At 68.3% G+C, this 25,718-nt stretch carries 19 protein-coding genes; 9 read left to right on the top strand and 10 right to left on the bottom strand.

Going from position 1 to position 25,718, the window contains the following annotated elements:
• Nucleotides 1–9: 9 nt before the first annotated feature.
• A complete protein-coding gene (locus AB0M02_RS05875) occupies nucleotides 10–1,311 on the bottom strand; it encodes a sugar ABC transporter substrate-binding protein (protein WP_364222018.1) in 1,302 nt (433 codons plus the stop codon).
• A 330-nt stretch (nucleotides 1,312–1,641) separates the two neighbouring features.
• On the opposite strand from AB0M02_RS05875, the gene AB0M02_RS05870 reads away from it, so the two are divergent.
• Complete coding sequence (locus AB0M02_RS05870; protein ID WP_364222016.1) at nucleotides 1,642–2,679, top strand: LacI family DNA-binding transcriptional regulator; 1,038 nt, start codon at nucleotides 1,642–1,644, stop codon at nucleotides 2,677–2,679.
• On the opposite strand, the gene AB0M02_RS05865 is transcribed toward AB0M02_RS05870, so the two are convergent.
• The 5 genes from AB0M02_RS05865 to AB0M02_RS05845 form a co-directional block, all read right to left on the bottom strand.
• A complete protein-coding gene (locus AB0M02_RS05865) occupies nucleotides 2,664–3,539 on the bottom strand; it encodes a DUF3592 domain-containing protein (RefSeq protein WP_364222013.1) in 876 nt (291 codons plus the stop codon). The genes AB0M02_RS05870 and AB0M02_RS05865 overlap by 16 nt on opposite strands.
• A gap of 127 nt (nucleotides 3,540–3,666) precedes the next feature.
• Nucleotides 3,667–5,070 (bottom strand): OFA family MFS transporter, encoded by a 1,404-nt coding sequence (locus AB0M02_RS05860; protein ID WP_364222613.1) that lies wholly within the window; start codon nucleotides 5,068–5,070, stop codon nucleotides 3,667–3,669.
• Nucleotides 5,071–5,179: 109 nt separating this feature from the next.
• Nucleotides 5,180–6,145, bottom strand: coding sequence for a non-homologous end-joining DNA ligase (ligD, locus tag AB0M02_RS05855; protein WP_364222010.1), 966 nt, complete (start codon nucleotides 6,143–6,145; stop codon nucleotides 5,180–5,182).
• Nucleotides 6,146–6,155: 10 nt separating this feature from the next.
• A complete protein-coding gene (locus AB0M02_RS05850) occupies nucleotides 6,156–7,925 on the bottom strand; it encodes an acyl-CoA dehydrogenase (RefSeq protein WP_364222007.1) in 1,770 nt (589 codons plus the stop codon).
• Between the two features lie 54 nt (nucleotides 7,926–7,979).
• The gene (locus tag AB0M02_RS05845; RefSeq protein ID WP_364222004.1) at nucleotides 7,980–9,776 is read right to left on the bottom strand and encodes a diguanylate cyclase; all 1,797 of its coding nucleotides are present in this window, start codon (nucleotides 9,774–9,776) and stop codon (nucleotides 7,980–7,982) included.
• Nucleotides 9,777–10,270: 494 nt separating this feature from the next.
• Here AB0M02_RS05845 and AB0M02_RS05840 point away from each other — a divergent pair, with 494 nt between their 5' ends.
• The gene (locus AB0M02_RS05840) at nucleotides 10,271–11,845 is read left to right on the top strand and encodes an alpha/beta-hydrolase family protein (protein ID WP_364222001.1); all 1,575 of its coding nucleotides are present in this window, start codon (nucleotides 10,271–10,273) and stop codon (nucleotides 11,843–11,845) included.
• Nucleotides 11,846–11,911: 66 nt separating this feature from the next.
• On the opposite strand, the gene AB0M02_RS05835 is transcribed toward AB0M02_RS05840, so the two are convergent.
• Both AB0M02_RS05835 and AB0M02_RS05830 read right to left on the bottom strand, forming a co-directional pair.
• Nucleotides 11,912–13,483, bottom strand: coding sequence for a protein kinase (locus tag AB0M02_RS05835; RefSeq protein ID WP_364221998.1), 1,572 nt, complete (start codon nucleotides 13,481–13,483; stop codon nucleotides 11,912–11,914).
• A gap of 169 nt (nucleotides 13,484–13,652) precedes the next feature.
• Nucleotides 13,653–14,246: an antibiotic biosynthesis monooxygenase gene (locus tag AB0M02_RS05830; protein WP_364221995.1), complete on the bottom strand. Its 594-nt coding sequence runs from the start codon at nucleotides 14,244–14,246 to the stop codon at nucleotides 13,653–13,655.
• Nucleotides 14,247–14,345: 99 nt separating this feature from the next.
• Between AB0M02_RS05830 and AB0M02_RS05825 the strand changes: the two genes are divergently transcribed.
• Nucleotides 14,346–15,425, top strand: a complete 1,080-nt coding sequence (locus tag AB0M02_RS05825) for an oxidoreductase (protein ID WP_364221992.1) — start codon at nucleotides 14,346–14,348, stop codon at nucleotides 15,423–15,425.
• 138 nt (nucleotides 15,426–15,563) lie between these two features.
• On the opposite strand, the gene AB0M02_RS05820 is transcribed toward AB0M02_RS05825, so the two are convergent.
• Nucleotides 15,564–16,202, bottom strand: coding sequence for a response regulator transcription factor (locus AB0M02_RS05820; RefSeq protein WP_364221990.1), 639 nt, complete (start codon nucleotides 16,200–16,202; stop codon nucleotides 15,564–15,566).
• Complete coding sequence (locus AB0M02_RS05815) at nucleotides 16,154–17,587, bottom strand: sensor domain-containing protein (RefSeq protein WP_364221987.1); 1,434 nt, start codon at nucleotides 17,585–17,587, stop codon at nucleotides 16,154–16,156. Before AB0M02_RS05815 ends, AB0M02_RS05820 begins: the two co-directional genes overlap by 49 nt.
• 109 nt (nucleotides 17,588–17,696) lie before the next feature.
• On the opposite strand from AB0M02_RS05815, the gene AB0M02_RS05810 reads away from it, so the two are divergent.
• The 6 genes from AB0M02_RS05810 to AB0M02_RS05785 all read left to right on the top strand — a co-directional run bounded on the left by AB0M02_RS05810 (nucleotide 17,697) and on the right by AB0M02_RS05785 (nucleotide 25,713).
• Nucleotides 17,697–18,926 carry an acyl-CoA desaturase gene (locus AB0M02_RS05810; RefSeq protein ID WP_364221985.1) on the top strand — a complete coding sequence of 410 codons (1,230 nt, stop codon included), beginning with the start codon at nucleotides 17,697–17,699 and terminating at the stop codon, nucleotides 18,924–18,926.
• A 67-nt stretch (nucleotides 18,927–18,993) separates the two neighbouring features.
• On the top strand, nucleotides 18,994–19,779 hold the full coding sequence (locus tag AB0M02_RS05805; protein ID WP_364221982.1) for an SDR family oxidoreductase: 786 nt from the start codon (nucleotides 18,994–18,996) through the stop codon (nucleotides 19,777–19,779).
• Nucleotides 19,780–19,835: 56 nt separating this feature from the next.
• Nucleotides 19,836–21,488 carry a DUF222 domain-containing protein gene (locus AB0M02_RS05800; protein WP_364221979.1) on the top strand — a complete coding sequence of 551 codons (1,653 nt, stop codon included), beginning with the start codon at nucleotides 19,836–19,838 and terminating at the stop codon, nucleotides 21,486–21,488.
• A gap of 675 nt (nucleotides 21,489–22,163) precedes the next feature.
• On the top strand, nucleotides 22,164–23,150 hold the full coding sequence (locus tag AB0M02_RS05795; protein ID WP_364221976.1) for a CDP-alcohol phosphatidyltransferase family protein: 987 nt from the start codon (nucleotides 22,164–22,166) through the stop codon (nucleotides 23,148–23,150).
• Nucleotides 23,151–23,277: 127 nt separating this feature from the next.
• Complete coding sequence (locus AB0M02_RS05790) at nucleotides 23,278–23,781, top strand: hypothetical protein (protein ID WP_364221973.1); 504 nt, start codon at nucleotides 23,278–23,280, stop codon at nucleotides 23,779–23,781.
• A 138-nt stretch (nucleotides 23,782–23,919) separates the two neighbouring features.
• Nucleotides 23,920–25,713: a phospholipid carrier-dependent glycosyltransferase gene (locus AB0M02_RS05785; RefSeq protein ID WP_364221970.1), complete on the top strand. Its 1,794-nt coding sequence runs from the start codon at nucleotides 23,920–23,922 to the stop codon at nucleotides 25,711–25,713.
• Nucleotides 25,714–25,718: the final 5 nt, after the last annotated feature.

Genomic DNA, 25,718 nt, shown 5'->3' with positions numbered 1-25,718 from the left:
CCTCGGTCATTACTGAACCTTGAAGCCCTGCTGCGTGGCGTACGTGCTGATGTTCTGCTGCATCGTGTCCAGCGCCGCCGTCCAGGACGTCTTCTTCTCCACCGCCTGACCGAGAACCGTGGTCAGCTGGTTGAAGTTGTAGTTGTTGAACGGGCTCCAGTCGAACTCGGTGATCCCGTTGTAGGCCGGGATGAACACCTCGTTGACCTTCTGGCCGCCGAAGAACTCGTACTCCTTGTTCTTGAACGCGTCCGACTCGAGGACCGGTGTCGCGGTCGGGAACAGGTACGCCTTGTCGATGCCGATCTTCCAGGCGTCGGTGTTCTTCGCGCCGAAGATCTCCATGGCGACCTTGGCCGCGATGTCCGGGTACTTGGCCTGGTCGGTCACCGCGAACGTGGAGCCGCCCCAGTCGCCCTGCGCGTTGCCACCCGCGGTCCACTGCGGCAGCGGCGCGGCCTTCCACTTGCCAGCCGTCGTCTTCGCGATGCTCTGCAGGTAGCCGGGACCCCAGCCGGCGGCCAGGTAGGTCGCGTACTTGCCGGAGCCGAGACCGTTGTAGAAGTCGGTCGTCCCGTACGCCTTGGTGTCGGCGAGGCCCGAGTTGACCATGCCCTCCCAGTAGGTCATGACCTGCTTGGCCTCAGGGCTGTTGACGTTCACCTTCACGTTGGCCGGGTCACCCACGTCGTACGTGTACGGCTTCGCGCCCGCCTGCCACATGAGGCCGGTCATGAACCCGCCGTCGTTGGCGCCGAAGTCGGTGATGAAGTTCTTGCCACCGGACGCGGTCTTCAGCTTCTCGGCCTGCTGCTTGTACTCGTCCCAGGTCTTCGGCACGGTGAGCCCGTACTGCTTGAAGATGTCCTCGCGGTAGAGCATCGCCATGGGCCCGGCGTCGACCGGGATGGCGTAGACCGAGTCACCGGAGCTGACCTGCTTCCACGCCCAGTCGACGTAGTCGCCCTTGACGTCGTTGGCGCCGTACTTGCCGATGTCGACCAGGTGCTTGGTGAGCTGGAAGGTGGGGATCTCCTGGAACTCGAGCATCGCCACGTCGGGCGCGCCCTTCCCGGCCTTGAGCGCGGTCTGCAGCTTCGTGTACTGGTCCTGGCCGGCGCCGGCGTTGGTCCACTCGATCTTGATGTCGGTGTGCGTCTTGTTGAACAGGTCGACGACACCCTGGAACTCGGGGTACCAGGCCCAGACCTTGATGGTGACCGGGCCGGTGGGCTTCTCGGCGGGCTCGTCGCCGGAGTCGCTGCTGCAGGCCACCATGGTTATGGCGGTGAAAGCAGCGACGGCCGTCACGACTGATCGCCGCAGGCGTCGCCTTACACTAAAGTTCCGAAGGTTCACTGGGTCCTCACAGGGGTTAGCGCTTCTGAGTGCTCGGTTGACACGTCGGTAAGAGCCGGCCTGCGGTGCTGGCACACCAAGGGCCGGCCATCACGCTCCAAAAACCATCACGCTTCAAAAATCTCGCCCACCTGCGTGTATGGCCGCACGCTGACGAGTGTTGCTACGATTTTGCAGCGCTGCAAAGACAGCATGCACGGACGTCCAATCGACGGCAAGGGGTAACCTGCCGGAAACTTGGCGCGCTGGGCGGCTGCACGGTAAGCCGCAAAAGGGGGAACTTTGCGTCGGGAAGTCACTCTGCGTGACGTGGCGGAGCTTGCTGGGGTCTCCAGCCGAACCGTCTCCAACGTCGTCAACGGCTACGCCAACGTCACCGAGCGAACCCGGGTCCGGGTCCAGCGCGCGGTCGAGGAACTGGGTTACCGGCCCAACGTGCTGGCGCGGAACCTGGCGCAGGGCCGGTCCGGTCAGATCGCGCTCGTCGTGCCGTACCTGGACACGCCGTACTTCTCGGAGCTGTTGCAGAGCGTCATCCGGGCGGCCCGCGTCAGCGGATACAACGTTCTGATCGACCAGACCGACGGCGACCCGGAGCACGAGCGCGCCTTCATCGCACACGGTTCCCGCCGGCTGCTCTTCGACGGCGTCATCTTCAGCCCGCTCGGCCTCGACCAGCAGGCGCTCGTCGACCGCGACACCTCACTGCCGCTGGTCATCCTCGGCGAGCGGATCAGCGACGGCACCTTCGACCACATCGGCATCGACGACGTGGCCGCCTCCCGCGAGGCCACCGAGCACCTGCTCGGCCTGGGCCGGCAACGGGTGGCCGCGATCGGCGACCAGCCCTACGCCACCGGCGAGGCGGCGCAACGGCGCACCCGCGGCTTCCGCGAGGCACATCAGGCGCACGGCCGGGCGGTCCGGGACGACCTCATCATCGGTACGCCACGCTTCAACCGCATCGACGGCGCGCAGGCCATGGCACACCTGCTTGATCTCGAGGAACCGCCCGACGCGGTGTTCTGCTACAGCGACCTGGTCGCGCTCGGCGCCATCCACACGATCGTCTCGCGCGGCCTGCGGGTGCCCGAGGACGTCGCGGTGATCGGTTACGACGACATCGAGGACGGCCGCTTCTCCAACCCGACGGTCACCACGATCTCCCCGGACAAGGAGATGATCGCGACGACCGCGGTGGAGCGCCTGGTGCTGCGGATCAGCAGCTCGACCCCTCCGCCCGGCCTGGAGGTGCGAGCCCCGCACCGCCTGATCGTCCGGGAGAGCACAGCGGGCCGAGCAGCTCAGAGCTCATCATGATCCAGGAGTTCCTCAGCTGACACATTGTCAAGATCGCGCGCGATCGCCCGTACCCTGGAAAGGTCTTCGCCTCTTGTAGCCGCTGCGTCCAGCGCTCTCGCGATCGCCGCGCGCAGGGCAGGCCGGGGATCCCGGTCGAGCGCATCGTGCGGAACCTCGACCGGCACGACAATCATGAGCTGCTGCCGCCGCCGGGAATACCAGGAAATTTCCGGATCTCCCCCTCGGCCGAGCTGAAGCCACAGCCGCAATCTGAGACTTCCGGTCTCGCCGGCTGCCTTCGGCACCGCAGCCGAAAGAGCCTCCAGCTGACGTTGCCACAGCCAGGGGAGAGCACGGTGATCAGCGTCGTTGGTCCAGGTCAGAGCAAGCGAGGGTACGTGTGACGAAGCTCCCCGCTCGTTTCGCCACCACCAGCGCACGTGCCGGAACGCGCCGGTCAGCGCCAGCAGGAAGCTCCACCCGGCGACGAGCAGCGGCGCCCGCATCATCAGATCCTCGCTGGCGAACCCGTCGGCCGTGGCGACCCGGCCGGGATCGCGTGGATCGACCAGGACGGTGATCCGGTCGCCGGTCGTATAGCCCGTCTTGGCCTCCGCGGGCGTCAGGTCGGCGGTCCGGGCGACGCCGTCCCAGGAGTACGCCACGGTGATCCGCTGGCCGGACCGCGTGCGGGTCGTCGACCAGGGCAGCTTGCCGACCCGGGTCACCTCGGCGGCAACCGGGGTGCCGTCGGCGATGCGCTGCTCGACGCGGTCGTCCAGCGTGATCCGGATGAACACACCGCCGACCGCGACGAGCAGTCCCGCCATAACCACCCACCACCAGTGCCGCGACGGCGGCGGGTTCCAGTTCTCCATGCCCTTATTGGAACAACGCCCTTATTGGAACAACTCCCTTATTGGAACAACTTCGCCGCTGTGATGATCGTCTGGATGATGCCGTAACCGAGTAGAACGGTCACCAGGGCCCAAGACAGCACCAATCTCATGCTGCCACCTCCTCAGCCTTTTCGGCCGCCTCGTGGTAGCGGGACGGGACGGCTCTGATCAGCAGGTTCGCGGTGAAGCCGACGGCGAGGACGGCGACCATCGTGAACAGCGCCGGGCGGTACGCCTCCGCGGTGAGCGTGCCCGGCTTGCCCTGCGCGTCCAGGAAGCCGTTGATGATCAGTGGCCCGGCGACACCCGCGGCTGACCAGGCGGTGAGCAGCCGCCCGTGGATCGCGCCGACCTGATAGGTGCCGAAGAGGTCACGCAGGTACGCCGGAACGGTCGCGAACCCGCCGCCGTAGAACGACAGGATCACGCCTGCGAGCAGGACGAACAGTGCGGTGGCGAGGTGGCCGAAGAGTGCCAGCGAGGCGTACAGAATCATGCCGCCGCCGAGGTAGAGCATGTAGATCGGTTTGCGGCCGATCAGGTCGGAGGTCGACGACCAGACGAACCGGCCGGCCATGTTGAACAGCGAGAGCACGCCGACGAACCCGGCCGCTGTACTGACGGAAACAGTTGAGACGGCGACGGTGGAGACGCCGTTCGAGTCGCGGAAGAAGTCCTGGATCATCGGGCTGGCCTGTTCGAGGATGCCGATGCCGGCGGTGACGTTGCAGAACAACACGATCCAGAGCAGCCAGAACGATCGGGTGCGGACAGCGTTGGACGCGGCGACGTTCGCGGTGGTGACGAGCGGCTTCTCCTTGACCGAGGCCGGATCCCAGCCCTCCGGCCGCCAGCCCTCGCGCGGCACGCGGATGTTGAACACTCCGAACATCATGATGATGAAGTAGCCGACGCCGAGCGTCACGAACAGAGCGGTCAGCGCGTCGCCGTCGGCCACCGAGGTCGCGACGTTCGGGTCGTAGTCGCTGTCGTAGAACGACATCAGCTGCCGCGACAGCGGGCCGGCGATCAGCGCACCGCCACCGAACCCCATGATCGCCAGGCCGGTGGCCAGGCCGGGCCGGTCCGGGAACCATTTGATCAGCGTGGACACCGGCGAGATGTAGCCGATACCCAGGCCGATGCCGCCGAGTACGCCGTAGCCGAGGTAGAGCAGCCAGAGCTGACTGGTGGCGATGCCGAGAGCGCCGACGAGGAAGCCGGACGCCCAGAACGAGGCGGAGACGAACATGGCCTTGCGCGGCCCGTTCGACTCGACCCAGGTGCCGCCGACCGCGGCGGAGAGACCGAGCATCACGATCGCGATGCTGAAGACGACGCCGATCGCGGTCTGACTGGTGTCGAAGTGCTGGACCAGGGAGTTCTTGTAGACGCTGGTGGCGTACGCCTGGCCGATGCACAGGTGGACGGCGAGCGCGGCGGGCGGGATGAGCCATCGGCTGTAGCCGGGCGGCGCGATGGTGTGTTCTCGATCGAGAGCGGAGAGCAAGGCCACTGCGGCCTCCTGCCATCGGGGGACGTTTAAATCGATTCAGGTGATCGATAAGCCCCGATGGTAAGGCAGGTTTACTCTTCCGGCATCTTCACTTCCGGCATCTTTACTCTTCTGGCATATTTTGGTCCAAACCCGCCTTCTCGTCGCGCTCCGCCCATCCCAGCAGGGTCTCCAGCGAGAACGCCCGATCGTCGATCGTCGCGTGCAGGTCACCCAGCTCGGCGAAGCGGGCCGGCACCGTACGGATCGTGAAGTCACGCGGATCCACGTCCGGGATCTCGTCCCAGTTCACCGGCGTCGAGACCGTAGCCGTGGGCACGCCGCGCACCGAGTACGCACTGGCGATCGTGTGGTCGCGGGCGTTCTGGTTGTAGTCGATGAACAGTGCGCGCGGGTCGCGGTCACGGCGCCACCAGGCGGTGGTGACGTCGTCCGGCGCGCGCCGTTCCACCTCACGGGCGAAAGCGAGCGCGGCTCGCCGTACATCTGAAAAGCCCCACCTCGGCTCGATGCGCACGTAGACGTGCAAGCCCTTGCCACCGGAGGTCTTCGGAAAGCCGACGATGCCGAGCTCGTCGAGAACCTCATGGGCGACCGCGGCGACCTTCCGCACGGTGTCGAACCCGCAGTCCGGCATCGGGTCCAGGTCGATGCGCCACTCGTCCGGCTTCTCGGTGTCGGCCCGCCGCGAGTTCCACGGATGGAACTCCACGGTGGACATCTGGACCGCCCAGATCACGTCGGCCGGCTTGGTCACGCAGAGCTCGTCGGCGTGCCGGTTGTAGCGCGGGAACTTCACCCGGACCGTCTCCAGCCAGGGCGGCGCGCCGTTGGGCACCCGCTTCTGGTGCACCTTCTCCCCGGCCAGCCCGTCGGGGAAGCGGTGCAGCATGCAGGGGCGCTCGCGCAGCGCCCGGACGATCCCGTCGCTCACCGCCAGGTAGTACTCGACCAGGTCGAGCTTGGTGGCACCGAGCTCCGGGAAGTAGATCCGGTCCGGGTTGGAGACCCGGACGTCGTAGTCACCGACCTCGATGACGGTCGCTTTACTGGTGGCTTTGCCGGCCATGGTCGTAAAGCTAGCCCAATACCGCGTCGTCCATGTCCCGAAGCAGCGTGTCGCCTGAGTCGAGAAGGTCCAGCATCGGGCCGATCCGGGGAAGTTCGTGGGTCACGAAGTAGCGGGCGGCGAGGCGTTTGCCCTCGTAGAAGTCGCCCGCTTGCTCCTTCGTCGCCAGGAACTGCTCAAGCCAGAGCCAGGCGATCACCAGGTGACCCGCGGCGTCGAGGTACGCCGTCGCGTTGACCAGCGCGGACTCCGGGTCGCCGGACGCCCAGAGCTTCGCGGTCGTCCGGAGCAGCCGTTCGCAGGCGTCGGCGACCGGTTCGCCCAGGTCCTTTTCACCCAGATCCTTCGACGCCCGCGCGGCGGTGGCGCGGATGCGCTTGGCGAGAACGGCCAGACCAGCCCCACCCTGCATGGTGACCTTGCGGCCGAGCAGGTCGAGGGCCTGGATGCCGTCGGTGCCCTCGTGGATCGAGTTCAGCCGGTTGTCGCGGTAGAACTGCTCGACCGGGTACTCGCGGGTGTAGCCGTACCCGCCGTGGATCTGGATGGCGTGGTCGTCGGCGAGGCGGCACCACTGCGCCGGCCACGCCTTCACGATCGGGGTGAGCACGTCCAGCAGGAGGGCATTCTCCTCCGAGGGCTCGTCCAGGAGCTTCGCCGTGTACAGGACCAGGGCGAGACCACCCTCGACGTACGTCTTAGACGCGAGCAGCATGCGGCGTACATCCGGATGTTTGACGATTTTGACCGGCGGAGCCGCGGGGTCCTTGTCGCCGATCGGGCGGCCCTGCTCGCGCTCCCGGGCGTAGTCGAGAGCGTGCAGGTAACCGGTGTAGCCGAGGGCGACCGCGCCGGCGCCGACACCGATTCGCGCCTCGTTCATCATGTGGAACATGTACTGCAGGCCGCGGCCCTCCTCGCCGACCAGGTAACCGGTCGCGTCGTCGAAGGCCAGCACCGTGTTGGTGGTGCCGCGGTAGCCCATCTTGTGGTTGAGCCCGGCGAGCGTGACGCCGTTGCGCTCACCGACCGTGCCGTCCGGGTTCACGTGGCGCTTCGGCACGATGAACAGCGACAGGCCCTTGACCCCGGCGGGCGCGCCCGCGACCCGGGCCAGGACCAGGTGAATGATGTTCTCGCTCAGCTCGTGGTCACCACCGGAGATCCACATCTTGCCGCCGGTCACCCGGTACGTGCCATCACCTTGCGGAGTGGCTTTGGTGAGCACGTCACTCAGGGCGGAACCGGCCTGCGGTTCGGACAGGCACATCGTGCCGGTGAAGCGGCCCTCGATCATCGGCTCGACGTACGTCTTGATCTGCTCGTCGGTGCCGTGCGCCATCAGCAGGTGCGCGTTGCCGGAGGTGAGCATCGCGTACGCCGAGGTGGCCGTGTTGGCGGCCTGGAACCAGAGGAAACAGGCGCGGCCCACGACCAGAGGGAGCTGCGATCCGCCGTACTTCTCGTCGAGAGTGGCGGCGAGCAGCCCGGACTCGGCGAACACCCGCAGCGCCCGGGACACCTCCGGGATGATCTCCACGCGCTCGCCGTCGAAGGTCGGCTCGTTCAGGTCGTTCTTGCGGTTGTGCGGGGCGAAGTCGCGTTCGGCGATCTGCTGAGACAGGTCCAGGAACGCGTCGAACGTCTCCCGGGAGTGGTCGGCGAACCGCTCACGCGCGGTCAGCGCCTCGACGTCGAGCCATTCGTAGAGCAGGAACGCGAGATCACGCCGAGACAGCACCTTGGACACCAGCACCTTGGACATCGGCGTCTTTGACATCGCAGCACCACCGTTCGTCAGGACCCAACTTCTTGCACCCAGTGTGCACGAAGTCTAATCCTCCGCGCGGTGCCGTCCCACCCAGGCCGCCTGGCCGCTGCCACCACTGCCACGACTGCCGCCGGCGTGCTTGATGGCGTACATCGCGTGGTCGGCAGCCCGCAGGGCGGCGTCCGGGTCCTCGGCCGCCGGAGCCACGTGCACGCCGATGCTCGCGCCGATCAGGATCTCCTGGCCGGCGATCCGGAACGGCAACTCCAGAACGTACCGCAGGCGCGCGCTCATGGCGTCCGCGTCGTCGGGCGTGACACCGGGCATCAGCATCACGAACTCGTCGCCGCCGACCCGGGACAGCACGTCACCTGAGCGGACGCAGGCGCTGAGCCGGTCGGCCACCTGCCGGAGCAACTCGTCACCGACCTCGTGACCGAACGCGTCGTTGACCGGCTTGAACCCGTCCAGGTCGACGAAGAGCACCGCCACCGGCGCGTTGCCCAGCGTCGTGCCGAGCGCGTCCTGCATCCGGCGCCGGTTCGGCAGCCCGGTCAACGGGTCGTGCTGCGCCTCGTGGGCCAGCCGCTCCTGGAACGCCCGGTTCTCCGAGACGTCCCGCGCGTTGATCACGACGCCGGCCAGGGCCGGGTTGTGCATCTGGTTGGAGGCGGTGAAGTCGAACCACCGGTATTCGCCCTCCGCCGAGCGGACACGGCACTGCAACCGGATCACCCCGGACGGGTCGGAGAGCAGGGCACTGAGCCGGGTCTTCATCTCCACCTGGTCGTCCGGATGCACCACGTCGAAGACGCTGTGCCCGCTGAGCGCGCCGGTCTTGAACCCGAGGATGTTGTGCGCGCTCGGGCTGCTGAAGATGATCCGCCCGTGCCCGTCGAGCACCGACACCAGGTCGGGGGCGTGCTGGAACAGCGCCTGGAAGCGCTCGTCGGCACGGCGCCGGGTGACCTGGGTGCGGTAGCCGAGCACCGAGATGCCGGCCACGCCGATCAGCAGCATCGCAAGCAGCGTCAGGTTCAGGGTCTGGCTGCGGCTGTGCACCACACCGTCGAACGACGACTTGGTCTGCGTCCGCACGTACGACCAGCCGCTCGGCAGTCCACCGACCACGATGGCGATCATCGGCGTCTCGCCGGCCTCGTACTCGACGAACTGCACGCCCGCCTTGTTCAGGTACGGCCGGACCGCCGGGTCGATGGTGGTGCTGATCAGACCGCCGTCGCTGGCCGCGCCGACCCGGCCGACACTGTCCACGACGGTCGTCCGGTGCGCCTCCGAGGAGAGCCGGGCCAGATACGTCTGCAGCGACGTGGTGGCGACCTCGTTGAGACCGATCAGGAAACCGGCCGGCGACCCGCTCACCATCACCGGTACGGCGACCGCGGTCAGCGCCACGCCGTCCACGACCATCACGTCTGAGAAGCCGGGTTTACCCGCGGCAAGCAGTGTCCGCAGCGGCTTCCAGGCGACGTCGTCGGGCCGCGGGAGACCGTCCGCACGGCTCGCGGTGAGGATGTTGCCCTCGAGGTCGGCGGTCAGCATCCCGTACTGGAATGTGGCGCTCTTCTTCGCGACCGCCTGCAGCGTCGCCTGGTCCGCCGCGGAACCGGCGGCGAGGTGCAGCACGTGCTCACCGAGGATCTCGGAGAGCTCGGCAGCCGAGTTCAGCTGAAGCTGACCCGTCAGGGTGCCGTTGTTGGTCCCGAGCGCACTGCTGTCCGCTCGGTGCACCGCATCGGCGGCACGCAGTGCCGACCGGTTGACCAGGAAACCAATGACACCGACCGCGGCAAGCAGCAGCACGCTGACCACCACGGCGATCCAGTTGCGCAGCCGCATCGCATCCTCCTCACCGCAAGTCATCGGCAGGCGAATGGCGGGCTGAATGAAACACCTCTACAAAACGGGTGAAATCAGAGCACCTAGGGGACAGCGCCGGGCCGGTTCGGGGTTGGGCGCGGGGTCGAGCGGGGGTGAGCTCAGGGTTGGGCTGAGTAAAACCAGGGGAAAAGGGGGCGGCGCTCGACGCCATCGAGACCTGATGATGGAGAAGGCCAGCGGGTCGACGTCGATGAACGGAGCACCGCATGCGCAGACAGGTGGTGGCGCCGCCATCGGGATGGATCGCGCCGCTCCGCAGCCGGATACCCATCCCCCGGCGATCTCCTGAGCAGACTCCCCTCCCCGAGACCCCTCCGCCCCTCGGCCCTTCAAATCCCGATTCCTCGCCGAATCCCGCTTCCTCGCCGGCTTCTTCGCCGGCTTCTTCGCCGACTCGTGTCGGCGACGTCGGCCGCCCGCGAATCATCCGTTCCGGGTTGAGCCTCACCGGGGTGGCGTTCGCGGCTGTCCTCTACTGCCTCTCGTTCACCCCTTCGCTGCTGCCACGCGTCTGGCTCCTGCAGGGCGTCGTCGCCGGCATCACCGCCGCGATGGGTTACGCGTTCGGCACCGCGGTCGGTGCGCTGATCGGACTGTGGCACCCGCTCCGGCCGCGGACCACGAGGATCGCCTGGCAGGTGCTGCTGCGCGTCGTTCCCCTGCTCGTGCTGGCCTTCCTCTGGCTGGGCAGCCGATGGCAACGGGAACTGCGCGTACGTCTCAGCATGGAACCCGCGCAGGAGTACGACGTCGCCCGCACCGTCGGCGCCAGTCTGCTCACCTTCGGGCTGCTGCTGCTGATCGCCCGTACGCTGCTGCTCGCCACGTACGCCTGCGCCTGGCTGTTCCGAAGAGTCGTCCCGGACCGGGCGGCGTACTGCGCGGGGACCGTCGTGGTGGCCCTGCTCAGCTACAGCGCCTTCGACGGGCTCCTCGTGACGCAGGTCTTCACGATGGCCGACCGGTCCGCAGCAGTGATCAACAACGGGACCGGCAGCGGTGTGACCGTCCCCACGTCAGCACTGCGCTCCGGGGGCCCGCAGTCTCTGGTCGCCTGGGACTCGCTGGGCCGGCAGGGTCGCTCCTTCGTGGCCGGCGCACCGAACCTGGACGAGCTGAGCGCCTTCGCCGGCCGCCCCGCCACCGAGCCGATCCGCCTGTACGCCGGCCTCACCTCCGCGTACACGCTCAAGGAACGGGCGAACCTGGTGGTGCGCGAGATGGACCGGACGGGCGCGTTCGACCGCGCGGTGATCGCCGTGATCACCCCGACCGGCACCGGCTGGGTGGACGCCAAGGTGACCCGCTCGCTGGAGTACATGTACGCCGGCGACACCGCCCTGATCTCCATGCAGTACTCGTACCTGCCCAGTTGGGCGGCGTTCCTCGGCGACCGGTCCGAGGTGGTCGACGCGGCCGACGCGCTGATCACCGCGGTACGCGAACGCTGGGCCGCGATGCCCGTCCAGTCACGTCCCAAGCTCCTGCTGTTCGGCGAGAGCCTCGGCACGTACGGATTGGAGAAGGTCTTCGGCACCGCCGACCGGATGGTGTCCGAGACCGATGGTGTCCTGATGCTCGGGCCCACCTTCGCCAATCCGATCCACCGCGAGCTCACCGAAGCCCGCGCCGAGGGCAGCCCGGTCTGGGATCCGGTCTATCCCAGTCTGCCCGTGGAGTTCGCCGAGAACGCGGCCTCGCTGCGCGACCTGACCGGCCCCCGGCCGAAAGCGGTCTACCTGCAGAACGCGACCGACCCGATCGTGTGGTGGAGCTGGGATCTGCTCTGGAAGAAACCGTCCTGGCTGATCGGCGAGCGTGGGCCGGACGTCACACCGGACATGCACTGGTACCCGGGTATCACGTTCTGGCAGACCATGTGCGACCTGGTCTTCGCCAACAAGGTGCCGACCGGGCACGGGCACGTCTACAAATCGGAGACCGTGGACGGGTGGGCGGCGATCGCTCCACCGCCGGGGTGGACCGCGGGTGACACCGCCCGGTTGCGCGCTCTGTTGGACGCCTGATCCCGCGTGCTTCTCAGTAGCCGGGGGTCAGAGGCTGGGTTCAGAGGCAGGGTTCAGAGGCAGGGCTCAGAAGCCGGTCCCGGTGGCGGTGTCCACCGGGACCGCGGGGACCGTGTCGGCGCCGAGCACGGCTGAGCGGGCGCCGGTGTCAAGGCTCGGCGCCGGCCCGGGGACGCCGTCGGTGGTGAGCACGCCGACCTGGGAGCCGTCCGGCAGCACGATCCAGCCGCCCTTGACCTCCGCGTCCCGCAGGCGCGCGGCGGCACGGTAGAGACCGGACGGTGCGCTGACCAGCGGCAGCGCGAACTCGACAGCCCGGGTGCCGTGGGTGACCGTTCCGGTGACGGTTCGCCGTTCGAGAGTGCCGGTGATCGCCGCGCCGTCCCGGCCGGAGAGCGAGACCTGGGCGCCGGTCACCGTACCCTTCAGCCAGGCCTCCATCTGGGCGCCGTCGCAGAGATAGCCGACCGCGCGGCCGTCGCGCACGGCCAGCGAGAGGGTTCCGTTGCCGCCGGCGAGGTGAGCGGCGTAAGTCCCGCGAGACGGCGCGGCGCCGGCCAGGTTCTCCCGCTCCACCGATCTCTCCACCGATCTGCCGGACTCCGGGTTCAGTGACGGCCTCGGGCCGAATCCCGCGGTGACCGACGGCGGCTCGGCGGCCTGCTGATCCTGTGGGCCGCCGTAGTCCAGCCGCGCAAGCACCCCGACGGTGACGGCCACCGCCATCGCACCGGCCAGCCCGGCCGCCCAGCCACTCCGCCGACGAGCCGTCCCAGCTCTGACCAACCCAGTCCCGGCCAACCCAGTCCCGACCAACCCAGTCCTGGCCAACCCGGTCCCGACCAACCCAGTCCTGGCCAACCCAGTCCTGACCAAACCGCTTCTCATGAACCCCGATCGCACCCAGCCGGTGCCCGCCAGCGCTTCCTCCGCCGGCACGAGCACCCGGACCCGATCGGCGAACTCAGCCGCGGACGGCCTCTCCCAGGGATGAACCGCCAGGCAGTCGCGGACGAGATCACGCACCTGCCCCGACTCAGAGTCCGCGGTCATCTCGGCGAGCAGAACCCCGAGCGAGAAGACATCCGCCGCAACCGTCGGCGGGCCACCCGCGCTGAGTTCCGGAGCCGCGTAGACACCGGCACAAAAAACATCCGGCAATGCCGCCATGCCGAAGTCGGAGACCTTGACCCGCAACGGGTACGCACCACCGACCAGCAACACGTTCTCCGGCTTCAGGTCGAGGTGCATGAGGCCACGGGCGTGTACGGCCGCCAGCGCGTCGGCGACCTGCGCAACGACCACAGCCGAGTCGCCGAGGGGCAACGTTCCACCCTCACCGGCCAGGTAGTCGCGCAGACTCGGCCCATCGACGAAGTCCACGATCAGCGCCAGCCGGTCCGACTCCACGACGAGGTCGTGCATACGGGCGATGCCGGGATGCGGGAGGTGGTGGAGGGTGCCGCCGATTCGGGTGAGCAGGTCCCGGACGCGAGGGCTGCGGGCCAGGTCGGGACGTAGGAGCTTGGCGGCGATCGGTGGAGCTCCGGGAGCGGTTGCTCGGCGTACGACGGTGCTGGGGCCTCGGCCGATCTCCTCCCACAACTGATAGCGGCCGATCCGATCGCCGTCACCCATCGACCACTCCTCCCCGAAGTCAGGCTTCAATCCTGTATCGCCGGATAAAGCCTGATAGCCGGGTAATCGGTGGAACCTGACCGGGTGACGGCACCACCCACAGAGCCAGCGCCACCCACAGAACCAGCAACAGAGCCGGCAAACAGAGCCGGTAAACAGTGCCGGGTGCCTACCTCCGCAGCCAGGGCTGCAGCGCGCGGGTGATCCGCGGCAGCACCAGGTACGTCATCACCGGCGTGAGGCAGAGCGTGCTGATCAGCGTCCGCACCACCACGTTCATCCCGTCGAGATATGGCATGAGCAGCACCGCCGCGACCAGACTGACCGGAAAGAACCCCAGCCAGATCGTCACCGCCTGCTTCCAGCGCGGCGGGGCCGGAACCACCGCCGGTGAAGCCGGCTGCTCCAGAGAATCGCCCATACGGTCCCGACCCTCCGCCCGCGGCGGGTCGAACCAGCCCTCGATCCCGGTACGGCGCTCCTCCCGCGTGTGCTCGACGAATCCCTCCGCCGACGAGAGCCACCACTGCCGCTGCGGGGACTCCTCCCAATCGCGCAGGGACTCCGCGTCGGCGAAGCGGTAGAGCATGTGCCACTCCGCGGAGCCGGGCTCGGGGCGCACCCAGCCGGTCCCGAGGAAACCGGGGAAGTCCTCGGCGAGTGACGCACCGGCCCGCACCCAGGCGGTCATCTCAGCGGCACGCTCCGGATCGGCGCGCCGCGTGATCGCCACGGTGACAGGCAGTTGCGAAAGGGTGTGCATGTCTCACATTGTGGTAAGTGCTTGTTTCAGCTCCAAGACTCAGTGCTGGAGCACACAGCTCTCCCCCGACGCAGCCCATCCCCGGTAAGTTCCCTGACCATGACGCTGCAACGAAAGTTGTCTATCTCAGCACTCGCTCTCGTCATGGTCGCCGGCACCGGATTCACCCCGGGCCACGGCTCCGTCGCGCCGGCCTGGCAACTCACCGACACCGGAACCTCCGGGCCAGCCACCGCGACCGTACGATTCCGCGGGCTCGCCCCGGTCAACGCGAAGGTCGCCTGGGCCGGCGGCTCCGCCGGCACCGTGCTGCGCACCGTCGACGGCGGCCGCACCTGGGCATCCGTCGGCCCGCCCGAGGCAGCACCGCCGGGCGCCACGGCGCTTCAGTTCCGCGACATCGAGGCCACCGACGCGCGGCACGCGGTCGCGCTCACCATCGGGTACGGCGCCGACTCCCGGATCTACACGACCTCCGACGGCGGGCGCTCCTGGATCGAAGCCTTCCGCGGCGACGACCCGGCCGCCTTCTACGACTGTCTGACGTTCTCCGACCGCCGGCACGGCCTGGCCCTCGGCGACCCGGTCGGCGGCAAGTTCCAGATCCTCGCGACCGACGACGGCGGCCGCTCCTGGAAACTCCGGCCCACCGCCGGCATGCCCGACGCCCTGCCCGGCGAGTTCGCCTTCGCCGCAAGCGGGACCTGCCTGGTCTCGCACGGCCGGAACGCTTGGTTCGCCACGGGAGGAGACGCCACGGCGCGGGTCTTCCACTCCCGCGACGGCGGCCGCACGTGGTCGGTGACCGACTCGCCACTGCCCAGCGGACCCACCGCCGGCATCTACTCGCTGGCCTTCCGCGACTCCCGGCACGGCCTCGCGGTCGGCGGCGACTACGAGGTCCCGGAGACGGCACCGGACGGCTCAGCGGTGACCCGCGACGGCGGCCGCCACTGGACCGTCTCGCGAACCGTGCCCGGCGAATACCGCTCCGGGGTCACCTGGCGCGGGCACCACACCGCCCTGGCCGTCGGCCCCACCGGCAGCGACATCTCCTACGACGGCGGAACCACCTGGAGGCGCTTCGACACCGGCAGCTTCGACGCGGTGGCCTGCGCGGACGACGGCTCCTGCTGGGCATCAGGCGAAAAGGGTCGAATCGCCCGCTTCAAGCACTGATCCCAGCAAGCGCTGATCCCTAACAAGCGCTGATCCCCAACAAAGCGCTGAGGCCCAACAAACACCGAGCTCAGCAAACACCGAGCTCAGCAAACACAGAGCTCCGCAAACACGGGGCCCGACAACACCGAGATTCGATCAACCATTGAGGTAGGCCAGCACGGCCAGGACCCGGCGGTTGTCATCGTCCGAGGGCGGCAGACCCAGCTTCGTGAAGATGTTGTTGATGTGCTTGCTGACCGCCTTCTCCCCGATGAACAGCTTCGCGGCGATCGCACCGTTGGACCGGCCCTCCGCCATCAACCCGATGACGTCCCGTTCACGGGCGGTCAGCGCGGCCAGTGGCGGCTGGTGCCGGGCCAGCAGCTGCGACACCACCTCCGGGTCCATGGCCGTGCCGCCACCGGCCACCCGCCGCACCGCGTCCACGAATTGCGCCACGTGCGACACCCGGTCCTTGAGCAGATACCCGACGCCACCCTTGCGATCGGTCAGCAACTCCCTGGCATAGAGCGCCTCGACGTGCTGCGACAGAACGAGCACCGGCAGCCCCGGCACCGCAGCCCGGGCCGCGATCGCCGCCTGGAGTCCCTCATCCGTGAACGTCGGCGGCAGCCGAACATCCACCACCGCGACGTCCGGCCGATGCTCCACCAGCGCCGGCAGGAGCGCCGGACCGTTGTCGACCGCCGCCACCACCTTGAAGTCGTACGCCTCCAACAGCCGCGTCAGGCCGTCCCGGAGGAGGGCGAGGTCTTCGGCGATGACAACGCGCACGGCAACTCCATGGTCACGACAGTCGGCCCACCCGGCGGGCTGGACAGGCTCATCGTGCCATCGAAGGCGGCGAGACGGCGTTCAATGCCCCGCAGCCCGGTACCGGCGGACGGATCCGCCCCACCCAGACCGTCGTCGCTGACCCGCATGACCAGCGAGTCCCCGGTGTGCCAGAGCTCCACCCGCGCCGACCGCGCGAAGCTGTGGCGTGTCGCGTTGGCAAGCACCTCAGCCACCACGAAGTACGCCGCCGACTCGACCGGAGTCTCCAACCGCACCGAGCCCGCCCCCGAGCCCGCGCCAGACACTGAGCCCGCGCCCGACACTGAGCCCGCGCCCGACACTGAGCCCGCGCCCGACACTGAGCCCGGGCCTGTGCCCGACCCCGAGCCCGACCCCGAGCCCGCCCCGTCCCCTGCCTCACTCCCGGGTCCGATCGAAGCCTCCACAGTGGTCGGAATCGGCAGAGCCATCGCCAGCGCACGCACCGCGCCCTCCAGCCCTCGCTCAGCCAGCACCGGCGGATGGATCCCCCGAACCAGACTCCGCAGCTCGACCAGCGCCGCCGAACTCGTCTCCCGCGCCTCCGCCAGCAGTTTGCGAGCCTTCGCCGGGTCGGCGTCCACCATCTCCTCGGCCAGCCCGATCGTCATGCCCAGCGAGACCAGCCGCGCCTGCGCGCCGTCGTGCAGGTCCCGCTCGATCCGCCGCAGCTCCGCCGCCTGCGTGTCGATCGTGTCCGCCCGGGTGACCGTCAGCTGGCTGACTCGCAGGAGCAGCTCCGCGTTGCGGGTCGGACCCAGGAAGAGCCGCCCGAAGTACGCGTCCGCCCGTCGCAGGTACGGCGCCGCCGCGACACCGATGGCGAGGATCAGCGCGCCCTGCGGCAGCGACAGGAAGCCCTCGCCGAGGGTCTCGATCGGCCAGATCATGCCGTACCCGTAGTTGCCGGTGCCGAGCCAGATCCAGAGCGGCAGCAGAACGATGCCCTGGATGCCGTAGAGCGGCACGGCCAGCGACAGCACACCCAGCACCAGCCCGGCGAGCGCGCCGGGGACCAGCCACGCGAAGTCGCGCCAGGTAGCCGGGTCGCTGACGATCCAGCGGTACGTGGTGAGCGGCCCCCGAGACGCGGGCCGGGGCCGGTACGGCCGGGCGACCGAGACCCCGTACATCGCACCGAGTCGTCGGGCCAGCTGCGCACGCATGCGGATCAGCGCGGTCACCAGCGGCAGCAGCACCACACCGATCCCCAGCACGGGCGTCAGCACCAGCGACACCACGAAGAAGACGAACAGCAGAAAGTTCGTCAACGCGAGGGCGATGGCCAGTGCCCCGTGGGCCACAGCTCGGCTGCCGTCGCGGATCCAGTCACGCGAGTCCATGCCCTCATCCTGTCCGGCCCACACCACCTTGTCGGTAGTGCCAGCCCTACTCCCCCGTGGGGGACCCAGCACTCCTGACTACTCGCCCGACAACCTGTTGCCTGAATACATGACGACGGAACAAATGACGACGGAACAGGCTGCGGCAGAACAGACAGCGGCAGAACAGACAGCGGCAGAACAGACAGCGGCAGAACAGACTGCGGCAGAACAGACTGCGACGGATCAGACTGCAGCAGAACAGACAGCATCAGAACAGACCGCAGCCAAGAACTCAGCCAGACGGACATCAGCCGGCCAGAAAGCCGCCACAGGAACACGATCCGCCGGGAGCGACTTCGCCGAACTCAACCGCCGCATCAACACCGCCGGCCTCCTGCGGCGACGCCCCGCCTACTACGCACTGCGCCTGAGCCTGGTAACCGTCGCACTGCTCGGCGGCTGGTACACCTTCTTCCTGATCGGCGCCTCCTGGTGGACCCTCGCCGTAGCCGTCTTCCTCGCCGTGGTCTTCGCCCAGGTCGCACTCGTGGCGCACGACCTCGCGCACCGGCAGGTCTTCCGCACCAACAAGCACAGCTCGCGCGCCGGCCTGATCGCCGGCAACCTGGCGATTGGCATGTCCTACGGCTACTGGATGGACAAGCACACCAAGCATCACGCCAACCCGAACCACGACGACCTCGACCCGGACGTCGGCCCCGGCGTACTCGTCTGGTCCCCGGAAGCGGCCGGCGCCGCCGCGCGGAAGGGCGGAATCGCGTCCTGGATGGCGAAGTATCAGGCGTACCTCTTCTTCCCTCTCCTCACCCTGCTGGGCCTCTCCCTGAAGCGGGACAGCGTCCGCGCGCTGCGCGCCGGCACTGCGACGAGCGCCTCGACCGGCACCGTGAAGCGACGCGGGCTCGAGGCAGCGCTGCTGGGCGCCCACTTCATCGCGTACGCCGCCGCACTGCTGATCGTCCTGACCCCGTTGCAGGCACTCGCGTTCTTCGTCGTGCACCAGGCGCTGTTCGGCCTCTACCTAGGCATGACGTTCGCGCCGAACCACAAGGGGATGCCCCACCCCGACGGCACCGAGGACTTCTTCCGCAAGCAGGTGCTGACCTCACGCAACGTCCGCGGTGGGCGGTTCGTCGACGCCGCGCTGGGCGGCCTGAACTACCAGATCGAGCACCACCTGTTCCCCGCCATGCCGACCCCGAACCTGCGCAAGGCCCAGCCGGTGGTGCAGCGCTACTGCGCCGAGATCGGCGTCCCCTACGAGATGACCAGCCTCGCGGACTCCTACCGGCAGGCGCTGCGCCATCTCCACGAGGTCGGCGCCGACCTGAGGTGAGTTCCTGAGAGTGTGCAAGGGGGCTCACGCTCGCAGCCACCCACGCACTCACCCAACGGAGCAGAACATGGATCTAGGTCTCAGCGGCAAGGTCGCGGTGATCACCGGAGGCAGTGCCGGCATCGGCCTGGCGATCGCTCGCGGCCTTGCGGCCGAGGGCACGCACGTCACGTTGTGCGCACGCGACGAGACGCGCCTCCGCATCGCGGTTGACAAGATCAAAACCGATTTCAGCGTACGCGCAAACGCGCTCGCCATCGATCTGACCGACCCGGAGTCCCCCGCAGCCCTGGCCGCCGCCGTGGCGGACGAACACGGCGGCGCCGACATCCTCATCAACAACGCCGGCACCGGAAGCGAGGAGACCATCCTCACCGCGCCCGACTCGCGCTGGCAGCACTACTGGGACCTGCACGTGATGTCCGCCGTACGCTTGGCCCGTGCCTTTGCCCCCGGCATGAAATCCCGCGGCGGCGGCGTCATCCTGCACAACGCCTCGATCTGCGCCACCCAGCCGCTCGGCTACGAACCGATCTACAACGTCACCAAGGCCGCACTCGTCATGTTCTCCAAGTGCCTGGCGAACGAGCTGATCGGCGACGGCATCCGGGTGAACGCGGTCAACCCCGGCCTCGTGATGACCGGCGACTGGGTGAAGACCGCCCGCTCCCTCGCCGGCGACGACTGGGAGGCCCACCTCCGGGGCATCGCCGAGGAGAACGCCCCGATCGGCCGTTTCGCCTCTCCCGAGGAGATCGCCGACTTCTTCGTCTTCCTCTGCTCCGCCCGAGCCTCCTACGCCGTCGGCTCCACCTACTACGTGGACGGCGGCTGGCTCAACGTCACCACCTGACACCCCTGACCAGCCTAAACCCAAAAGTGTCGTACGCCTGTACGAAAATGGCGGGCATGAAAGGGACCGTGCAGGAGCTCACCGACATCGCCGCGTCGTGCGCCGCGGTGCCGGTGTGGCCCCTGTCCGAGCCCGACCTGCTCGACGCATTGGACGGCATCCACGCCGCGCAGCAGATGCTGCACGCGGCGCTCCTGCACGTGGTCCGCGAGATCGACGGACGCGCCATCCCCACGGAGCACGCGGCGACCTCGACCACCGTCTGGCTGCGCAACCGCCTCCGGATCAGCCCCGGCACCGCCGCACGCATGGTCACCCAGGCCCGCCTGCTCGACAACGACCCGATCCTCGACCGCGGGATCAGCCGAGGCCGCGTCAACAATGAGCAACTGACCGCGATCGCCGCCGCACTGGGCGACCTACCGAAAGACCTGGACCCGACAACCCGCGAGCAGGCCACAACACTCCTGACCGACTGGGCCCCACGCCTCGACCCGAACGGTTTACGCATATCCGGCCAGCGAATCCTCGACCACATCGCCCCCGAGGTGGCCGAGGCCACCGAGGAAGCCCGCCTCCGCCGAGCCGAACAACGAGCACGAGAGCAACGCTTCTTCACCCTGAGCCCACTCGGCGACGGCCGAGTCCGCCTACGAGGCATCCTCGACGCCGAAAGCGCCGCCACCATCAGCGCCGCCCTCGACCCCCTGTGCCGCCCCGGCCACACAGCCACCCACTACACAGCCACCCGCTACACAGCAACGCCCAACACCCCACGCCCGAACGAACCCCACCCAGCAAACACAGCGCCACCCATGCCCACGCAGAGTGACCTACCCCCGACCGGATCAGCACAGGACGGATCAGCACAGGACGGATCAGCACAGGACGGATCAGCACAGGACGGATCAGCGCAGGACGGATCAGCGCAGGGCGAGTCGACCCTGCACTCGTCCGAGCCAACCGGTCCGATGCCCGCCGCTCCGGCACCAGATGGATCAACGTCAGCCCGACCCGCGCCAGCACCAGACGGGTCAGCACACGTCGAACCAATGCCGATCGGATCAGGGCTCGACAGCACCTATCCCCAGACCTACAGCCGGACCGCCGCCGAACTCGCCGAGACCGGCGAAACCCGAACGCCTGCGCAGCGCCGAGTCGACGCGCTGGTCGAGATCTGCCGCCTCACGCTAGCCGGTGGGCGCCTACCCGAGCAGGGCGGCGACCGACCCCAGATAGCCGTCACGGTCGACTACGACGTGCTGCGCCAGGAACTCGCCAGCGGAACCCTCGACACGGGCGAGACAGTCTCAGCGGAAACAGTGCGCCGAATGGCCTGCGACGCCCGCATCCTGCCACTGATCCTCGACGGCGAAAGCCAGATCCTCGACGCCGGCCGCACCCGCAGACTGGTCACCGGCTCATTACGGCGGGCACTCGTGGTCCGCGACCGCGGCTGCACGTTCCCAGGCTGCGACCGACCAGCCCGCTGGTGCGACGCACATCACATCATCAGCTGGTCCAAGGGCGGCCCCACCGCGCTGGGCAACCTCGCCCTGCTCTGCGAGCACCACCACCGCCTCATCCACGACAACCGCAAAGGCTGGACGGTCCGCCTCGGCCCCGATCAACGCCCCGAGTTCCTCCCACCAGCCTGGCTGGACCCACAGCGAGCCCCCCGCACCAACCCCTACCACCGACGAACGTAGCCCAAACACCCCAAATCACTCCAAGGGTCCCGACACTCAACGTCCTGGCCTCGCAACGTCCTGACCTCCCAACGTCCTGACCTCCCAACGTCCTGGCGCCCAACGTCCTGGCTCCCTGCGTCCTTGCCTCCCAACGCCCTGCGCCCATGCGACCTGGACGCCCTAGCCTTCCGACGTCCAACCTCCCGGTCGCCCGGCGCACCGACGCCGTTGTGCGTGCCGACGTCGCGGCACCCAGCCTCGCGGCACCCAGCGTCCCGGCACCCCGACGCCCGCGTCCCCGACACCCCGGCGCGCTCGGCACCCTGGCGCCCCGGCGCTCGGCGCCCACCCCGGAGCGCGCCGGCAACGCGATCCGCGCCTGCCAGCCACCGCAACAAAGGAACAAATTGGCTAATTCCGGTACTCCAGCGAACCAGGCGGCGCCCCGGCGGGTTAGAGTCCCCACTCAACAGCAAGCCACGGGCGCCCCGTTCGGGGGTGGGCTGCGTCCTTCCGGCGGGTCGACGGCGACGGCGATTCGCGCGGACAACAGAGCCGGCACCTGGCTGCCACGCGACCGAAACTCTGCGCTACAAAAGCTCTGCGCACGAGCAAAGTCACTGCAGGTAGTCGCAAAAGTGAACCGGCGAGGTATTTGGCGTTTTCCGAGGATTAAGGTCTAGAGTGCCGCGCGTGAAGGTGACCTTGCAGGAGATCCGGGAGCGGACTTACAAGCCGGTGGACGCGTGGTGGACCGTGCTTCTGGTCGACCCGCTGGCGGCCCGGCTGGTGCGTCTGGTTGCGCCCTACCGGTGGATCACTCCTAACGTTCTGACCCTTGTCGCGACGATATTCGGGACGGGGGCGGCGGTCTGCTTCGCCTTTGGCGATCGGGCGTATCTGATCGCCGGCGCGATCCTGTTCCACCTGAGCTTCGTCGTGGACTGCATGGACGGCAAGATCGCCCGGCTGAACGGAACCGGCACGATCTTCGGGCAGTGGCTCGACTTCGTCCTGGACCGGGTTCGGGTCTTCTTCATCGGCCTGGCGCTGTTCGGCGGGCAGTACGTGCAGACCGGCGAGGTCGCGTATCTCTGGCTGATGGCGGTCGCCGTCTTCCTGGACCTGTTCCGTTACCTCAACAGCAGCCAGATGACGAAGGTCCGGCGCGGCATGCGCGACCAGCTGCTGGCGCTGCGCCCGCCCGCGCCGGTGCAGCCGGAGTCGGCCGCCGACTCCGGTGAGCCCTCGGACGAGATGGACGACCAGCCGGGCGCTCAGTCGGGCACTCAGTCGGGCGCGAACGCTTCTCTGAAGCGCCGTGTCGGAACCTTCCTGCGCGAGCGCCGGATCCGCACCCACCTGTTCAGCGGCATCGAGTACGAGATGTTCGTCTTCATCGTGGGCCCGCTGACCGGCCTGCTCTTCCCGGTCACGATCGTGTCCGGCGCGGCGCTGCTGCTCTTCGAGGCGTTCCTGATCTACAAGCTGTACCAGGCGACTCGGGCATTCCCGGCCAAGCTGGCCACCGCGGAGAAGGAGTTCGCCGCCTACCAGGCCGAGGCTGCCCAGGCAGGTCCAGTCCAGGCAGGCCCAGACCAGGCAGGCCCAGACCAGGCAGGCCCAGACCAGGCAGGCCCGGACCAGGCGAGCGCTGCCGACCTGAGCCACGCTGTCTGACGGGACGGGTTGTCACTGAGCACCCCCGGCGGATCCGTCGGGGGTGCTCCCGTTTAGAAACCCGATTTCGATCCGCGGACGCGTGAGCCTGCCGAACAGACGACAACGGAGATCGTCAGGAGGCGCCATGTCCGACCGCACACTCACCCTGGAGCGCTCCCCCGAACGCTTGCGCCTCACCGGGCACGGCACCCCACTCACCGTCCGCCTGCGCCTGCTGAGTGCCTCCTCCGGCCAGGCGCTTCCGGGGTACGCGACAACACTCTTCCACTGCGACGGCCCCACCGCCCACGAGGTCACCGACCCGGCCGGCTGGGTGTGCTTCGCGAGCACCTTCCCCGCCGCTGGTACGCACGAGTGGCCACACCTGCACTTCGAGGTCCACCGCGGCGCCGTCCGCGTTCACGCCGCTCAGCTCGTCCTTCCCGGTGACGCCTGCGCCAAGGCACACGGACGTCACCCAACCGGACGACCCACAGCCGCACGACCCGCAGCTGGGCAACCCACAGTCGGGCAACCCACAGTCGGGCGAATCCCAGCCGTTGCAGCCTGCCCCGGAGCCCTGGAGTTCGCCTCGGTGACGGGGGACGCCCGCCGCGGCATGGTCGCAATACGCACGGTCACCGTCTGAGCTCTGCGCCTGAGCAACCCACACCTGAGCAACCCACACCTGAGCAACCAACGCCTGAGCAGCCCGCGCCTGAGCCCTACCTCCGCCCCCGCCCGAGCCCCGAAGATCATCGCCGGGAGCACCGGCTAAATTTGGCCGATGCCACGACGCCGTCTGCTGTACCTGCTCGCCGTCGTAGCGATGTTGGGCCAGATGGCGTTCGCGATGGTGACCACCGCGATGCAGCAGTCGCCGACGATCGACGAGCCGGTCTACGTGGCCACCGCCGAGGTGTACCGGCAACAGCACAGCCTGCGCTACAACCCCGAGCACCCGCCGCTCGGCAAGCTCATCATGGCCGCCGGCACAGCCTTCGCCGGCGCCGAGCTGGATCCCGCCTATCCCGGCAACCAGACTCGCCTGGGCCGGCACCTGCTCTACGAGAGCGGCAACAACCCGTTCCAGCTGATGTTCCTGGCCCGGTTGCCGATCATCCTGCTCACGCTGCTCTTCGGGCTGGTGGTGCTCGCCTTCGCCCGGGACCTGGCAGGCGCGGCGGGCGGGCTGATCGCGCTTGCCCTGTACGCCTTCTCACCCGACGTCATCGCACACGGATCGCTGGCAACCCTGGACGTCCCGGCCGCCGGGATGCTGCTGACCGCTGCCTGGCTCACGTGGCGCGCCCGCAAACGGCCGCTGCTGTATCTGCCGCTCGCCGGGCTGGCTCTGGGTGCCGCGCTGGCGACGAGGATGAGTGTGCTTCCCGCCGTACCGTTGCTGGTTCTTCTTGCAGCCTGGTCCATGTGGCATGCGCAACGTGCCCGCCCAGCGCAACCAGCCGCGTCGGTGAGCGAAGGCGAACCGCAAAGCGGGACCGAATCACCCAGCGGGACCGAATCAGCCAGCGGGACCGAATCACCCAGCGAGACCGAATCGCCTAGGCCGGTTGGGGCGCTGCCTGCGCTGTTGCGTAGTGGTGCAGCCGCGATCGGGGTCGGTCTGATCGCTGTGGCTGTGGTCTGGATTTCCTACCTGGCTGTGGATCCGTGGCTGCGCTGGACCACGCCGCCCGGGCTCCCGGAGGTCGACGGGCTGCGCGGGCTGGCGGTGGACCTGATGCCGTTCCCGCAGGCCTATCGGGACGGGATGCTGGTCCAGTTCAAGTTCGAGGCGAAGCTCTACAACGGGTTCCTGCTGGGTGAGGCCTACCGTGGGTCACCCTGGTACTACTTGCCCGTCGCGTTGCTGATCAAGACGCCGCTGGGGATGCTCGCGCTCTGGGCGGCCGGCGTGATCACGATGCTGGTGCTGCCTCGGCTGCGGGCGGCCGCGGTTTATCTGCTGCCGATCTCGGTGGTGCTGCTGCTCATGGCGATGACCGGCAGCCGCAACTTCGGCACCCGGTACGTCATCTTCCTGCCGCTTTTCCTCGCGGTAGCCGCCGGAACGGTCGCGCTGATCAGGTTCCGCTACTCGCGGATCGTCTACTCGCGGATCGTCTACTCGCAGATCGTCTACTCGCGGATCGCAGCGGGGGCGCTGGTGCTCACCGTGGCGGCCGGGTCAATGCTCACTTTCCCCTATTACCTGCCCTATTCGAACATCGCGTTCGGCGGGACCTCGAAGACCTACACGAACCTGCACGACGCGAACGTCGACTGGGGACAGGACCTGGCGCGGCTGGGCCAGGTGCTGAAGACCAGGTACCCCGGCGAGCGGATCTGGCTGGTCTACAAGGGCGCCGGCGTGCCGGGCTACTACGGGATCAAGGCCGAGAATCCGTACGCCGTTCGCGACGACGAAGTCCGCGGTCTGCTCGTGGTCTCGGACTCCCGGGCCGTGCTGGCCGGGCCGCGGCTCAGGCGGCTCCTGGACACGAGCGTACGCATCGATCAGGTCGGATACTCCATCTCCATCTACCGGCGTGAACCTCTTCCGGTTACTCGCCAGTAATGCTT

Origin of the sequence: Actinoplanes sp. NPDC051861 (assembly GCF_040681145.1) — a bacterium.
Lineage (GTDB): Bacteria > Actinomycetota > Actinomycetes > Mycobacteriales > Micromonosporaceae > Actinoplanes.
The sequence above is the reverse complement of the archived record's forward strand: the minus strand, read 5'-3'. Positions and strand labels throughout refer to the sequence as shown.